This is a genomic window from Mycolicibacterium sediminis, assembly GCF_010731735.1.
GTDB lineage: Bacteria > Actinomycetota > Actinomycetes > Mycobacteriales > Mycobacteriaceae > Mycobacterium > Mycobacterium sediminis.
This window is the reverse complement of sequence record NZ_AP022588.1, coordinates 937,381-951,379: the sequence shown is the minus strand read 5'-3', so window position 1 is coordinate 951,379 and position 13,999 is coordinate 937,381. Positions and strand designations below refer to the sequence as shown.

At 70.1% G+C, this 13,999-nt stretch carries 16 protein-coding genes and 1 pseudogene; 9 read left to right on the top strand and 8 right to left on the bottom strand.

Annotation, left to right across the window (positions count from 1 at the left end; all coding sequences use genetic code 11):
- Positions 1–67 precede the first annotated feature (67 nt).
- Genes G6N64_RS04690 through G6N64_RS04680 form a run of 3 tightly spaced genes read right to left on the bottom strand, consistent with a single transcriptional unit; the run spans position 68 to position 3,834 of the window.
- On the bottom strand, positions 68–2,230 hold the full coding sequence (locus tag G6N64_RS04690; protein WP_163795822.1) for a xanthine dehydrogenase family protein molybdopterin-binding subunit: 2,163 nt from the start codon (positions 2,228–2,230) through the stop codon (positions 68–70).
- Positions 2,227–3,204: an FAD binding domain-containing protein gene (locus G6N64_RS04685; protein WP_163795821.1), complete on the bottom strand. Its 978-nt coding sequence runs from the start codon at positions 3,202–3,204 to the stop codon at positions 2,227–2,229. Before G6N64_RS04685 ends, G6N64_RS04690 begins: the two co-directional genes overlap by 4 nt.
- A 3-nt stretch (positions 3,205–3,207) precedes the next feature.
- Complete coding sequence (locus tag G6N64_RS04680) at positions 3,208–3,834, bottom strand: (2Fe-2S)-binding protein (RefSeq protein WP_163795820.1); 627 nt, start codon at positions 3,832–3,834, stop codon at positions 3,208–3,210.
- A 176-nt stretch (positions 3,835–4,010) separates the two neighbouring features.
- On the opposite strand from G6N64_RS04680, the gene G6N64_RS04675 reads away from it, so the two are divergent.
- The gene (locus G6N64_RS04675; protein ID WP_246230948.1) at positions 4,011–4,250 is read left to right on the top strand and encodes a hypothetical protein; all 240 of its coding nucleotides are present in this window, start codon (positions 4,011–4,013) and stop codon (positions 4,248–4,250) included.
- A gap of 3 nt (positions 4,251–4,253) precedes the next feature.
- Here G6N64_RS04675 and G6N64_RS04670 read toward each other — a convergent pair.
- The 5 genes and pseudogenes from G6N64_RS04670 to G6N64_RS04650 form a co-directional block, all read right to left on the bottom strand.
- Positions 4,254–5,260, bottom strand: a pseudogene (locus tag G6N64_RS04670) (zinc-binding dehydrogenase).
- 26 nt (positions 5,261–5,286) lie between these two features.
- Positions 5,287–6,066: a carboxymuconolactone decarboxylase family protein gene (locus tag G6N64_RS04665; RefSeq protein ID WP_246230947.1), complete on the bottom strand. Its 780-nt coding sequence runs from the start codon at positions 6,064–6,066 to the stop codon at positions 5,287–5,289.
- Positions 6,063–6,554, bottom strand: coding sequence for a (R)-mandelonitrile lyase (locus G6N64_RS04660; RefSeq protein ID WP_246230944.1), 492 nt, complete (start codon positions 6,552–6,554; stop codon positions 6,063–6,065). The genes G6N64_RS04665 and G6N64_RS04660 overlap by 4 nt, the downstream gene beginning before the upstream one ends.
- 38 nt (positions 6,555–6,592) lie before the next feature.
- Positions 6,593–7,681, bottom strand: a complete 1,089-nt coding sequence (locus G6N64_RS04655) for an alpha/beta hydrolase (protein ID WP_163795819.1) — start codon at positions 7,679–7,681, stop codon at positions 6,593–6,595.
- Positions 7,682–7,723: 42 nt separating this feature from the next.
- Positions 7,724–8,485 carry a glucose 1-dehydrogenase gene (locus G6N64_RS04650; protein WP_163795818.1) on the bottom strand — a complete coding sequence of 254 codons (762 nt, stop codon included), beginning with the start codon at positions 8,483–8,485 and terminating at the stop codon, positions 7,724–7,726.
- Between the two features lie 103 nt (positions 8,486–8,588).
- Here G6N64_RS04650 and G6N64_RS04645 point away from each other — a divergent pair, with 103 nt between their 5' ends.
- From G6N64_RS04645 to G6N64_RS04615, 8 genes are all read left to right on the top strand, one after another.
- The gene (locus G6N64_RS04645; protein ID WP_163795817.1) at positions 8,589–9,461 is read left to right on the top strand and encodes a helix-turn-helix transcriptional regulator; all 873 of its coding nucleotides are present in this window, start codon (positions 8,589–8,591) and stop codon (positions 9,459–9,461) included.
- Positions 9,458–9,931, top strand: a complete 474-nt coding sequence (locus tag G6N64_RS04640; protein ID WP_163795816.1) for a cyclophilin-like fold protein — start codon at positions 9,458–9,460, stop codon at positions 9,929–9,931. The genes G6N64_RS04645 and G6N64_RS04640 overlap by 4 nt, the downstream gene beginning before the upstream one ends.
- 168 nt (positions 9,932–10,099) lie before the next feature.
- The gene (locus G6N64_RS30460; RefSeq protein WP_264002172.1) at positions 10,100–10,231 is read left to right on the top strand and encodes a hypothetical protein; all 132 of its coding nucleotides are present in this window, start codon (positions 10,100–10,102) and stop codon (positions 10,229–10,231) included.
- A 34-nt stretch (positions 10,232–10,265) separates the two neighbouring features.
- Positions 10,266–10,715 (top strand): (3R)-hydroxyacyl-ACP dehydratase subunit HadA, encoded by a 450-nt coding sequence (gene hadA / locus G6N64_RS04635; RefSeq protein ID WP_163795815.1) that lies wholly within the window; start codon positions 10,266–10,268, stop codon positions 10,713–10,715.
- A gap of 140 nt (positions 10,716–10,855) precedes the next feature.
- Positions 10,856–11,119 carry a hypothetical protein gene (locus G6N64_RS04630; protein WP_163795814.1) on the top strand — a complete coding sequence of 88 codons (264 nt, stop codon included), beginning with the start codon at positions 10,856–10,858 and terminating at the stop codon, positions 11,117–11,119.
- Positions 11,120–11,192: 73 nt separating this feature from the next.
- A complete protein-coding gene (locus tag G6N64_RS04625) occupies positions 11,193–11,558 on the top strand; it encodes a nuclear transport factor 2 family protein (protein WP_163795813.1) in 366 nt (121 codons plus the stop codon).
- Positions 11,559–11,625: 67 nt separating this feature from the next.
- The gene (locus G6N64_RS04620; RefSeq protein ID WP_163795812.1) at positions 11,626–12,456 is read left to right on the top strand and encodes an LLM class F420-dependent oxidoreductase; all 831 of its coding nucleotides are present in this window, start codon (positions 11,626–11,628) and stop codon (positions 12,454–12,456) included.
- 50 nt (positions 12,457–12,506) lie between these two features.
- On the top strand, positions 12,507–13,976 hold the full coding sequence (locus G6N64_RS04615) for an amidase (RefSeq protein ID WP_163795811.1): 1,470 nt from the start codon (positions 12,507–12,509) through the stop codon (positions 13,974–13,976).
- Positions 13,977–13,999: the final 23 nt, after the last annotated feature.

Here is a 13,999-nt window from a genome sequence, read left to right as displayed (position 1 = left end):
GCCGAGCGCACGCTCGTTGTCGCGCCTACTCGGGCGATGCGTTCAACAAGCGTGCGCTCGGCGGGACCTACAGCAGCTTCTCGATCGTGATCGGCAGGTCGGTGACGCGCTTGCCGGTCGCGTTGAAGACGGCGTTGGCGATCGCGCCGGGAACCCCGACCATCACGACCTCACCCAGACCCTTGACCCCGATCGGGTCGGCGACGTCGTCGCGGGCATCGAGGTAGACGGCGTCGAGCGCGGGCACGTCGGCGTTGACCGGCACGAGGTAGTCGGACAGATTCGCGTTCACGATGCGGCCGTCGCGGTAGTCGATCTCGGCGGCCTCCAGCATCGCCATGCCGATGCCCTGCGTCATGCCGCCCAGCGCCTGGCTGTGGGCGAGCTTGGGGTTGACGATCCGTCCGGCGTCGTACACCGCGTAGAGACGCCGGATGCGGACCGTCGCGAGGAGCGGGTCGACGGCCACCTCGGCGAACACGGCACCATAGGCGTGCATCGAGAACCGCTTGTTCGCGTCGTCGGGGGTGTAGGTCCCGTCGGCGTCGAGGCTCGGCAGGCCGCGCCGGCGCAGCACGTCCTGATACGACTCACCGCGGCTTGGGTCCGAGCGCAGCTGCATCCGGCCGTCGGTGACGGTCACGTCGTCCGGTCGTGCCCCGTTCAGGGGCGATCCGGGGTCGAGGATCGACGTGCGAATCATCCGGTCGCGCAGCGTGTTCGAGGTGACGAACACGCTGGAGCCGCCGCTGGCCATCAGCTGCGAACCGTACTGGCCAGCGGCCTCGGGGAAGCGGCTGTCGCCGAGGTTGACGCGGATCTTGTTCTGTGGCAGGCCCAGCGCATCTGCGGCCACCTGGCCCAGCGACGTGTACGTCCCGGGGCCGATGTCGCTGGCGGCGGTGAACACGTCGGCCGTGCCGTCGGCGTTGATCCGCGCCGACGCCGAGGACTCCGAGCGCGCCGTGTGATACAGCGCGGCGGCGGTCCCCATCCCGATCGCCAGGTCGCCCTCGCGCACCGCGCCGGGGGTGGGGTTGCGCCGCGACCAGCCGAACTCCCGGGCGCCCCGTTCGAAGCACTCGGTGAGCCTGCGGGTCGAGAACGGCAGGCCCTTGCTCTGGTCGACCCGGGGCTCGTTGCGCAGCCGCAGTTCGATCGGATCCATCCGAAGGCGTTCCGCGAGTTCGTCGATCGCGCACTCCAGCGCGAACGCACCCGTCACCGCGCCGGGCCCCCGCATGTACGTGGGCTCGCTGATGTCGAGTGGAACCACCTCGGCGGACGCGCGAAAGGCGGGGGAGGAGTACAGCAGCCTCGTCCCCTCGGTGGGGGAGTCCTCGTAGCTGCCGTACCGCGACACCTCCACCCGGCTCTCGTGGACGGTCGCGGTGATGCGGCCGGTGGGGTCGGCGCCGATGGCGAGCCGCTGCCAGCTCTCCGGGCGGAACCCGATGGCGGCGTACATCTGCTCGCGGGTGAGCGACAGCTTGACCGGTCGACGCACCTGCCGGGCCGCGTGCGCGGCGAGCAGTTGGTGTGGCCACGTCGACCCGGCGCTGCCGAACGCGCCACCGACGAAAGGTGATACGACGTGCACCGCATCGGCGGCGACGCCGAAAGCCTTGGCGTAGGACTCCTGACTCCGGGAGACCGCCTGGACCTTGTCCCACACCGTCAACCGGTCCCCGTCCCAGGCGGCGATGGTCGCGGGGATCTCCATGGGGTTGTGGTAGTTCCGGGCGATCGAGTACGTACGGTCGACCACCACCGGCGCGGCACGCAGCGCGGCGTCGGCGTCACCGCGCCGGTACTCCGGCGACTTCCTACTGGGTTCCCGTGCAGCGTCCTCGAAGTCGGTGTGCTGCGGCTCGTTCGCGTAGCGCACCGTCACCAGGTCCGCGCCGTGGGCGGCCGCCTCCGCGGTAGTGGCGACGACGATCGCCAGCGGCTGGCCGAAGAAGGAGACCCGGCCTGCGTCGAAGGGCAGCGTGACGCCGCCGAAGTCGGTGATCACGCGCACCACCTCGGCATGGTCGGTCGCCGGCTTCGCGTCGATGCCCCCGATCGTGCCGCGGGACACGGTACTGCACACCAGGGCGGCGTACAGGTGATCGGGCACGGGATTGTCGGCGGCGTACCTGGCGGCGCCGGTGACCTTGAGCCGCCCGTCGACGCGGGAGACTGACTGGCCGGAGACCGAGGTGGGCGTCGCGAGGGGCCGCGTCACGCCAGACCCGCCACGGTCGCGAGTTGCCGTTGCACGGCGCGCTTGACCAGCTCGACCTTGAAGCCATTCTCCGACAGCGGTTTCGCACCGTCCGCTGCGACCGCGGCGGCATCCACCCACAGCTGCGGGCCGGGTTTCCGTCCGGCGAGCCGCGCCTCGACGGCGGGCAGCCGCCACGGCACGGTGCCGACACCTCCGACCGCGACGCGTGCCGAGCGGATCACGCCGCCGGAGAGGTCCATCGCGACGGCGGCGGAGGTGAGGGCGAACTCGTAGGACTGCCGGTCACGCACCTTCAGATAGCCGGAGCGGCGGGTGTCGGGCCGGACCGGGACCTCGATCGCGGTGATCAACGCCGCTGCGCCCAGATTGTTCTCGCGATCGGGGGTGTCTCCCGGGAGGCGGAAGAAGTCGGCGATCGGGATGGTGCGTTCCCCGTCGGCGTCACGCGTGACGATCGACGCGTCGAGGGCGGTCAGCGCCACGGCCAGGTCGGAGGGGTGGGTGGCGACGCACGCCGTGCTGGTGCCGAGGATGGCGTGCGTGCGGTTGCGGCCGCCGATCGCGGCGCAGCCCGAGCCGGGGTTGCGCCGGTTGCAGGCGGCACCGACGTCGCGGAAGTACAGGCACCGTGGGCGCTGCAGCAGGTTGCCTCCGATCGACGCCATGTTCCTAAGCTGTGCGGAGGCACTGAGTTCCAGTGCCTGCGCGATCACGGGGAACTGTTCGCGGACGCCGGCGTCGGACGCGAGGGCCGTCATCCGGACCAGCGCACCGACCCGCAACCGCGCAGGCGACAGGTCGATGTCGTCGTAGGGCAGCGCGTTGATGTCGACGACGCGGTCGGGGCGCTCGACGGTCTGGCGCATCAGGTCGATCAGCGTGGTGCCACCGGCCAGGTAGCGGGCACCGTCGGCAGCTGCCGCCAGGGCCGCGGCCTCGTCACCGGCGGTGTCGTAGCGGAACGGAAACATGGCTCAGGCACCGCCCTGCGCCGCGACGCGCGAGATGGCGGCGACGATGTTCGTGTACGCGCCGCAGCGACAGATGTTGCCGCTCATGGACTCCCGGATCTCCTCGGGCGAGCCGGCGCGGCCCTCCCGGATGCACCCGATGCCGGACAGGATCTGACCGGCGGTGCAGTAGCCGCACTGGAAGCCGTCGTCGTCGATGAACGCCTGCTGCAGGGGGTGCAGCCGGCCGTCCTCCTCCAGGCCCTCGATGGTGGTGACCTCGGTGCCGTCGGCCTGGACGGCTAGCGTCAGACAGGAGACGACGCGCTCACCGTCGAGCAGCACCGTGCAGGCGCCGCAGGCACCCTGATCGCAGCCTTTCTTGGTGCCCGTCAGCTCCGTGTGCTCGCGCAGCATGTCGAGCAGCGAGGTGCGGTTGTCCACGGTGAGTTCGCGCTTGTCGCCGTTGAGCGTGACGCGCACCGTGCTCGACGTCGAGGTGTCCTCGTCGGGCTCCGTCGCACAGCCGTCGAGCAGACCCATCGCCGCGACGGCCCCGCCGACGGCCACCGACGCGCCCACGAAGGTCCGTCGCCTGATCGGCCACGCCGCGTGGAGTTCGGGTGCGGACGTGCTGTCGTCCTCGTTCATTTCGACCACCTCAGGAAGTACGGACCCCGTGCCCCTCCAGAGTGCCAGCGAGGCAGACGGGGAGGCAGTCACCGCGGAGCGGTGTACCGGGAGGGTGTCCCAGTTTCGGGTTCCGGGGCCGGGGTAATCGCCCGTCAACGGACGAACCGGCCAGCGATGGCCAGGACTGGAGACACGTGAGCTTTCTCGAGAACGCCAAGGACAAGATCAGTGACGCCGCCGACAAGGTGAAGGACGAGACCTGGGCGCAGGAGGAGAAGGCGGAGGACGACACCGAAGCTGATTCGGCCGTCGCCGGTTCTCGCGCCAAGCGCGACGACGAGGACGGCACCTACGTCGGCCGCACCAACCCACAGTTCGATTCCGAGACCCAGGAGAGCGGCGCCGAGGCGCGCGCGGAGGCGGACGGCCAGTAGCGGTCAGGGCTTCACGAACACCTTGAGGCTCCGCCGGTCCGCCATGTCGCGGTATCCGCCCGGGACGTCGTCGATCCCGACCGTGGAGTCGAACACCCGGCCCGGATCGATGGTGCCGTCGAGCACGTCGGGCAGCAGTTCCTCGACGTAGGCCCGCGCTGGCGCGGGCCCACCCGCCAGGCGGACGTTGCGACCGAACAGGCTCGCGAACCCTATTCCGGCGTCCTCGTATTGCGGGACGCCGACACGGCTGATGACGCCGCCCGCGCGGACGACGCCGACGGCCTGCTCGTAGGCGGGCATGTGACCGACGGCCTCCAGAACGACGTGGACGCCGTCGCCGCCGGTGAGGTCCCGGACCGCGGCGATGCCCTCGTCGCCTCGGGCGGACACGACGTCGGTGGCGCCGTAGTCGCGTCCGAGGTCGGTGCGCTGCGCGTGGCGGCCCATGAGGATGATCTGCTCGGCCCCCAACCGCTTGGCCGACAGAACCGCCATCAAGCCCACCGCGCCGTCGCCGATCACCGCGACGCGGGTGCGTGGGCCGACGCCACCCATCTTCGCGGCGTGGTGGCCGGTGCCGAGGACGTCGGACAGCGTGAGCAGTGACGGCACGAGTGCGGAGTCTTCGGAACGCGGATGGCCTCCGCCTGCGCGCCCTGGTCGGGGATGTTGTCCCAGAACGTGGCGGCCGGATCAGCGCACGACGTGTGCAGGCCCTCGCGGCAGAACTGACAGGTGTTGTCCGACACCGAGAACGGCGAGACGACGAGGTCGCCCTTCGCCACGGTCGTCACGTCGGCCCCGACGTCCTCGACGACGCCGATGAACTCGTGGCCCATCCGCGCGGGGCCGCTGCCGGCACCCATCGACGAGTAGGGGTGCAGGTCGCTGCCGCAGATGCAGGACGCGGTGATGTGGACCAGCGCATCGGTCGGGTGCTCGATCCGGGGATCTGCGACGTTCTCGACGCGGACGTCGCCGGCGCCGTACATGAGTGTTGCGCGCATGGTGTGGTGCTCCTTCGGGGGTGAATTCAGCGGTTGTCGACGACGTCCTTGAAGACCGGCAGAGCCGAGAACACGGTCGGCCAGCCCGCGTAGAACGCCAGTTGGGTCAGGGTCTCCGACGCCTGGTCCCGGGTGAGGCCGTTGTCCATGGCCTTGCCGAGGTGGAAGGTCACCTGACCCACCTGTCCGGCGGCTACGAGCGCACTGACGGTCACCAGGCTGCGGTCGCGGGGCGCGAGGCCCGGCCGCAACCACAGGTCGGTGAACAGGACGTCGGTGGTGTACCCGACGACGCCGGGTGCGACGGCGCCGTAGTCCCGGTCGACGCCGGTGCGCCGCCGGTCCTCGGCGGCCTGGTCGATCGGCAGTGGCGGGTCGTCGGCGGAGGGCAGATCCGCGGCCTGGACACCGCGCTCGTCGAACACGGGTGTGGCGGCGGCGACGGCCGCGAGCGCGTTGGGCCAGCCCGCGTAGAAGGCGAGATGGGTGATGATCTCCGACAGTTCGGCGGGGGTGACGCCGTTGTCCAGCGCACGCCCGAACTGTGCCGGCATGTCGATCGTCTGGTTGCGGGCGATCAACGCGGCGACCGTGACGACGCTGCGGTCGCGCGCCGACAGGCCGGGCCGGTCCCACAGCTCGCCTTCGATGATGCGGTCGCGGTAGTCGGCCAGCGCGGGGGATACCGCCGCGACGTCACCGGTGGGCGTTGCCGCACCCGACCGGTCGGACTGCGCGCAGCCGCTCATCCACACCGACGCCGACGTGACCGTGGCGGCCAACAGCGTCCACCTGCCGACCCTCACCGGCGGTACTCCTCGTCGCTCACGTGCTCCAGCCAGTTCACCCCGGTGCCGTCGACGTGGGTCTGGATCGCGAGGTGAGTCAGCGTCGCGTCCTCGGTGGCGCCGTGCCAGTGCTTCACGCCCGGCGGGGTCCACACCACGTCGCCGGGATTCAGCTGCTGCTTGGCCCCGCCCCACTCCTGCACCCAGCCCGTGCCGGTCGTGACGACGAGCGTCTGGCCGGCGGGATGGGTGTGCCACGCACTTCGTGCGCAGGGACTGAACGTGACCTCCGCCGAACTGAAGTCCCGCGCGTCGTTGACGTCGAAGAGCGGCGTGACGCGAACCTCGCCGGTGAACGTCTCCGCCGGGCCGGTCGACGACGGGCGGGTCTCCGAGCGGGACACCTCCATCCGTTCGCCGTCGGCTCCCGCCGGCGTGGCCTTGAACGTGCCCATCGACAGGGCCGCCGCCGCCAGTGCCGCGGTCGTGAACAGTCGTCTCATCATCGTCGTGCTCCTTCGCTCGTTCGGTGGTGTGGCCGGGGTCAGCCGAGGTTGGTCGTGAAGAACTGGTCGAGCGCGTCGAACGGGATCATCTCGACGCGGTCGTAGAGGTCGACGTGTCCGGCGCCCGGCACGATGACGAGCTCCTTCGGCTCGGCCGCGAGTCGGTAGGCGTCCTCGCTGAAGTAGCGCGAGTGGGCGTTCTCGCCGGCAACGAACAGCAGCGGCCGGGGCGAGATCGCGTCGATCTGCGCGAACGGGTAGTAGGCGTTCATCGCGGCGGTGCTGGTCTGGGTGAACGCCGTGGTGGAGCGCGGGTGTTCGCCGCGCGGGGTGCGGTAGTAGTCGTAGAACTCGCGGTCGACCGCGGTGGACTCCGCGGTCAGCTCGACCGGGGTTCCCGGCACCATCGTGCGGTCGGCGCCGTCGATTTCGGACCAACGCTGATCGGCGGCGGCCCGAAGGTTCTGGCGGCGTTGGTCCTCGGGCACGGCATCGTTCAGGCCCTGCCGGTTGGCGCGTCCCATGTCGTACATGCTGACGGTGGCCAGCGCGCTGATGCGCGGGTCGACCGCGGCGGCGCTGAGCGAGAAGCTGCCGCTGCCACAGACGCCGATCACGCCGATCCGGTTCCGGTCGACCAGGTCGTTGCCGCCGAGGTAGTCGACCGCTGCGCTGAAGTCCTCGGTGAAGGCCTCGGGCGACGCGATGTTGCGCGGAGATCCGCCGCTCTCGCCACCGTAGGAGGCGTCGAAAGCCAGCGCGACGAAGCCGCGTTCGGCCATCTGCTGGGCATAGAGGCCGGAGGACTGCTCCTTCACGCCGCCGTAGGGGTGACCCACGATGATGGCGGGGTGGCGGCGAGTGGTGTCGACGTCGGCGGGCACGTAGAGGTCGCCGACGAGGTCGATGCCCAGCCTGTTGTCGAACCGCACCTTCTCGACGTCCACCCGGTCGCTCTGGGGGAACGTCTTGTCCCACTCCGCGCTCGCCGCGGCGGGAGCGTCGGGTTGACCCGAGGACGACGCGCAACTGGTGAGCGCCAGTGCGCCGATGGCGACAAGGGCGGCACCGATTAGCGGGCGCGCGCCGCGGCGCTTCCGGGCGGGGGCGGTGGTGACTTCAATCATGTCGGTTCCTTCTGAGTGGGGTGAATCGGGATTGGATCGAGGTCAGCGAGCGGTGTAGCCGCCGTCGACGGGTAGGGCGACACCTACGACGAAGCTCGCGCCGGGACTGCACAGCCAGAGCACCGCGGCCGCGATCTCCTCGGGTTCACCGAGCCGGTCGATGGGTTGGTCGGCGACCGCTGCGGCGAGGTCCAATTCGCCCGAGTCGATCATGTTCGTCACCATCGGGGTGGCGATGGTGCCGGGGCACACCGCGTTGATCCGGATGCCTCGCGGCGCATACTCGAGCGCCGCGCTGCTGGTCAGTCCGATGACGCCGTGCTTTGAGGCGTGGTAGGCCGCTCGGCCGGGGATTCCGACCAGACCACCGAGCGACGAACAGTTGACGATCGCGCCGTTGCCCTGGATCCGCATCTGTGCCAGTTCGTGTTTCATGCAGGCCCACACACCGCGCAGGTTGACGGCGTTGACCCGATCGAAGATCTCCGCCGGTTCGTCGGCGGCGTCGCACGGTGGAACCTGGATGCCCGCGTTGTTGAACGCCATGTCGAGCCGCCCGAAGGCGTCCACACTCGATCGGACGGCCGCCGCCGCCTCGTCGGTGACGTCGCACTCGACGCCCAACACCCGTCGTCCGTCCGCTTCCATTGCGCCGGCTATCTTCTGCAGCGCGGTGATGTCGCGGTCGGCAAGTATCACGGCGGCACCGGCATCGGCGAACGCCCGGGCGGTGCTCAGTCCCATGCCGGAGGCGGCGCCGGTCACCAGGGCTACCTGGCCGGTGAAGTCGTACGTCGGGTTCATGACGTCGACTCAACGCCCATCCGGGCCGACGTGGGAGTCACCGTCGAGACGTGTACCGACAGTGCATCCCTCCCGGTCGCCGATGGTCGTACCGTCTTCAGACGTGGACAACCGACACGAGGTGCGTGACTTCCTGACGTCGCGGCGCGCCAAGATCACGCCCGCTCAGGTGGGCATGCCCGACTTCGGGCACCGGAGGGTGCCGGGTCTACGACGGGCCGAGGTCGCCGCCTTGGCGGGTGTGAGCGTCGAGTACTACGCGAAGCTGGAACGCGGTTCCCTCGGCGGGGTGTCGGCGTCGGTCCTCGACGCACTGGCACGTGCTCTGCGACTCGACGACGCCGAGCGAGCGCACCTGTTCCATCTCGCGCACGCCGCGGACGGGACCAGTGCCGGCATGCGCCCGCGTCGACGGCCGAGCGCCAAGTGGACGCCGCGGCCCGCGCTGCAGTGGATGCTGGCCGGCATCCAGCCGCCTGCGCTCATCCGCAACGGCCGGATGGACCTGCTGGCGACCAACCACCTCGGGCACGCGATGCACACCTCGGTGTACGACAGCCAGCCCGGGGAGACCCCGAACTTCGCCCGCTACACGTTCCTCGACGACGACGCGCAGCGGTTCTACCCGGACTGGGACACCGCGGCCGACACCTGCGTGACCATCCTGCGGACCGAAGCCGGCCGCGATCCCCACGACAAGGCCCTGCACGACCTCGTCGGCGAGTTGTCCACGCGCAGTGAGCCGTTCCGCAAGCGCTGGAGCGCGCACGACGTGAGCCTGCACGGCGCGGGCACCAAGCGGTTCCACCACACCGTCGTCGGCAACCTCGACCTGGCCTACGAGAGTGTCGACATGATCGCCGATGCGGGGCTGTCCATGACCATCTACGTCGCGGAGCCCGGCTCGCCGACCGCCCACGCCCTGGACCTGCTGGCGTCCTGGGCCGGTACTCCAGCGGACGCGGACGCACCGTGACGGCCCTGCGTCCCTGGGTGCTGCTGGTGGCCGTCGGCCTCGCCGCCTGTTCGGCCGAGCCTGGCCGGTCGAGTGCGCACCCCGAGACGCCCGGTCTCTCCGCGAGCGCCCCCGTCGGGGACCTCCGGCTGACCGTCGACGGCCGCGACGTCGGTGCCGGGCTGGCGGACAACCCGGCCGCGCGCGACCTCGCTGGACTGCTCCCGCTGCGGCTGAGCTTTCGGGACCTGAACGGCGTCGAGAAGATCGCCCGGCTCCCGCGCCCGTTGACCACCGACGGCGTGCCCGGCGGCTCCGACCCGGAGGTCGCCGACATCGGCTACTACGCGCCCACGAGCGACCTCGTCCTCTACTACGGGGACGTCGGCTTCTACGACGGCATCGTCAACGTCGGCCGATTCGACGCGGAGGCGGTCGAGTGGATCGGTAGCCGGCCCGACGGGGCCGCGGTCACCATCGAACGTGGCTGAGCCACCCGTCGAGACTGCGTCGCGGGTCGTGATTCTCCGACGATCACAGCCCTGGGTGCAGTCTCGACGATGCGGCTGGACCTGCTCACCTCGACGCGGCGGGGTTACACATCGGCGGTCAGGGGTAAAGCTCGACGACAGATCCGTTCGAGCAGTCGAGGAGACGCCATGACGTCGCAGGAACCCACGCAACCGTCCGACGACGAGGTCGCCGAGGAGGTGCTCGCTCCGGCCACGCCGGGTGCCGAGGCGCTCGGTACGGACGCCCCCGAGGAGTCCGACGAGGCGTCCGGCCCGTAGCGAGGGCGGGGCCGCGCCCGATAGGTTCTCTGGCGTGGCCCTGTCCCCAGACATCGTCGGCATGACGTACTCCTATCCCGACCACTACGAGGTCGGGCGCGAGAAGATCCGCGAGTACGCCGAGGCCGTTCACAACGACGACGCGGCCTATGCCGACGAGGACGCCGCTCGCGAACTGGGCCACGACGCCCTGCTCGCCCCCCTGACGTTCATCTCGATCTTCGGCCTCCAGGCGCAGATGGCGTTCTTCGAGCACGCGAACATCCCGATCACCGACGAGAAGATCGTGCAGGTCGAGCAGGGTCTGACGTTCCTGCGGCCCATCAAGGCCGGCGACAAGCTGTACTGCCACATCCGGCTGGAGTCGCTCCGGCAGGCCTTCGGCGCCGACGTGCTGACCATCCGCAGCCGGATCACCAACCAGCACGGAGAGACGGTCCAGGAGGACTACACGACCATGGCGGGGCGCAGCGAAACGGACTGATTGGGCCCGTGGGGTCGATCACAACGCGTCTAGCCCTGCCCGAAACGGGCATATTGCATACAGTGGCAAGTGTTGTGCTTGCAAAAGTAAGCAAGTGTGCTGTCAAGAATGGGCACGCACGCCTAGGCATGGAGGCGTAAATGGCGATTCTTGAGGTTGGTGCCCACATCGGTGGCATCGGCGACGAGGTGGTCAACCGGATGCGTCCGGCGACGAATCTGCTGATCGACGCGGCGCGCGCGAGTTCCTCGTACGTCGACCGTCTGCTGCATTCGGACGACGAGGAGGACGAGACCGCGCCGAAGCGCCGTCCCGTGCGGCTGCACGCGGTGCGGACGCCGCGCGACGACGTGGGTCGTCGTCCCGGCGACGTCATCGTGCCGAGGTTCGTCACCCGCTGCTGACACCCGCGGGGTAGCGTACGAGAGGGTTTCGTCCGAGGCGCTACAAAACGCGCCCCCCTCGAAGGAGCCGCCGGTGCCCGATGCGATCGAGACGTTGATGTTCGACAACCTGCTCGCGGTGTTCAACGAGCGTGACGACGACAAGCGCAGGGCCGCCATCGAGCGGACCTACGCGTCCGACGTGCGCTGGACCGACGATGAGGGCGTGAGCACCGGACGGGCCGCGCTCGACGCCAAGTGCGTTGCCCTGCAGGCCAACCTCGGCGACCAGCAGTTCGCGGCCGACGGGCCCGTGCGGAGCCTCGAGGGCTTCGGTTACCTCGGCTGGCACCTGCTCGATCCCGCGACCGGACAACCGGTCCTCTCCGGGTTCGACACCGCGCTGATCGCCGACGGGGTAATCACGGATCTGTGGACCGTGCTGATTCCGCCGCAGTAGCCGCGGAATAAGCGCGGGCCCGTTGGGCATTCGACTCAGGGACAGCCGACGAGCACGGGAGACAATCATGAAGTTCGGCATCGCGACCTTCGTCACCGACGACGGCATCGACCCGGTCTCACTCGGGCGCGCCATCGAGGAGCGCGGCTTCGCGTCCCTGGTGATCGCGGAGCACACCCACATCCCGGCCAGCCGGGAGTCGGCGTATCCCGGCGGTGGGGAACTGCCCGACCCGTACTACCGCACCCTGGATCCCTTCGTCACGCTCGCCGCCGCCGCGGCGGTCACGACCGAGATCGAGCTGTTCACCGGCATCGCGCTGCTCATCCAGCGCGACCCGATCACGACGGCCAAGGAAGCGGCCAGCGTCGACCTGATCTCGAACGGCCGCTTCGTGTTCGGCGTGGGCGCCGGGTGGAACCTCGAGGAACTCCGGCACCACGGCACCGATCCGAAGACGCGGGGTGCTTTGCTCGACGAACGCATCGACGCGATCAAGGCGCTCTGGACCGACGAGCCCGCCGAGTTCCACGGTAAGTACGTCGACTTCGACGCGTCGTACCTGCGGCCCAAGCCCGTACGGAAGCCCCACCCGCCGATCTTCATCGGCGGCAACTCCGACGCCACCGTCAAGCGGGTGATCCGCCACGACGCCGGGTGGATTTCCAATCCGCTGCCCACCGAGCAGCTCGCGAAGCGCATCGGTCAGATGCGCGACGGCGCCGGGCACGACGTCCCGCTCGCCATGTTCGGCACGCCGATCGACCCCGACTACTGGCGGGCGACCGACGATCTCGGTTTCGGGCAGGTCGCGCTGATGCTGCCGACCGTGCCTCGCGACGAGACCCTGACGCTGCTCGACGAGTATGCGGCCAAGGTGGAGCAGTACCGGGCCTGACACCTGGGGGAGGTCTCCCGGACCGACGCCGCGACGCCTACGGTCGAGCGATGGAGTTCGAGGAGTACCGGTCATACGACGCCGTAGGCCTGGCGGGTCTGGTCGCCGACGGGCAGGTGTCGGCAGCCGAACTGCTGACCGTGGCCCGCGACCGAGCCGCGGAGGTCAACCCGCGGATCAACGCGATCGTGCGGGAGGTGCCCGCCACCCCCGCCGCCGCGCCGAGCGGTCCGTTCGGCGGTGTGCCGTTCCTGATCAAGGACCTCGCGCAGGACTATGCGGGCCTGCCCACATCGGCGGGCTCCCGGGCGTTGCGCACGGCGAAGGCACCCGCGCACGCCACCATCGTCCGGCGTTGGCTCGACGCCGGCCTGCTGATCTTCGGCAAGACCAACACCCCGGAGTTCGGCGCCAAGGGCATCACCGAGCCGGAGCTGTGGGGCCCCGCCCGCAACCCGTGGGACCTGACGCGGACGCCCGGCGGGTCCTCGGGCGGGTCGGCTGCCGCCGTCGCCGCCGGGATCGTGCCCGCGGCCGGGGCCAACGACGGCGGTGGGTCCATCCGCATCCCCGCCGCATGCTGCGGTCTGGTCGGGCTCAAGCCAGGGCGAGGCCTCACCCCGTCGGGCCCGGCAACCGGCGAGTCCATGCACGGTGCCGCCGTCCAGGGCGTCGTGTCCCGGACCGTCCGCGACACCGCCGCGATGCTCGACGTGATCAGCGGTGGTGAGCCGTTCGGCCCGTACGCACCCGCGATGCCCTCGTCGTCGTTCGCCTCGTGCCTCGGCCAGGACCCCGGCCGGCTGAGGATCGGGGTGCGCGTGCCCTCGGCGATCAACCCGACGCCGGACCGCGAGGCGTACGCCGCGGTCGACGGCGCCGTCCGGGCGCTCACCGAACTCGGCCACCACGTCGAGGAACTCCCGACGGCACCGTTCGACGACGCCGCACTGGCCCGCGACTTCCTACTCACCTGGTTCGTCTACACCGCATGGGAATTCGACGAGGCCAAGCGGCTGACGGGCGCGGGCGACGACTCCTTCGAGCGCGACACCCTGATCCTCGCCGCCATTGGCCGCGCCACACCCAGCGTCGACTACGTGGACGCCGTGCAGCGACGACACGAGCACACCCGTCGACTGAGCACCTTCTTCGAGTCCTTCGACCTCCTGCTGACCCCCACCCTGGCGACACCGCCACCCAGGATCGGCGAGTTCGACCTGCCGGTCGCATTGCAGCGCGCGTCCGACGTGCTGATCAAGACGCGAACCGCCGGCCTCCTGCGGTACACGAAGATCGTCGACGACATGGTGGACAAGAACCTGAACTGGGTGCCCTACACCCAGCTCGCGAACCTCACCGGTCGTCCCGCGATCACGCTGCCGCTGCACTGGACCGCCGATGGGCTTCCCCTGGGCGTGCAGTTCGTCGCGCCGCTGGAGGGCGAGTCACTGCTGGTCCGGCTGGCCGCGCAACTCGAGGTCGCGCTGCCGTGGGCCGATCGGTTCGCCCCCGTCTGACGTCGCGGTGTTTAGGCGACCAC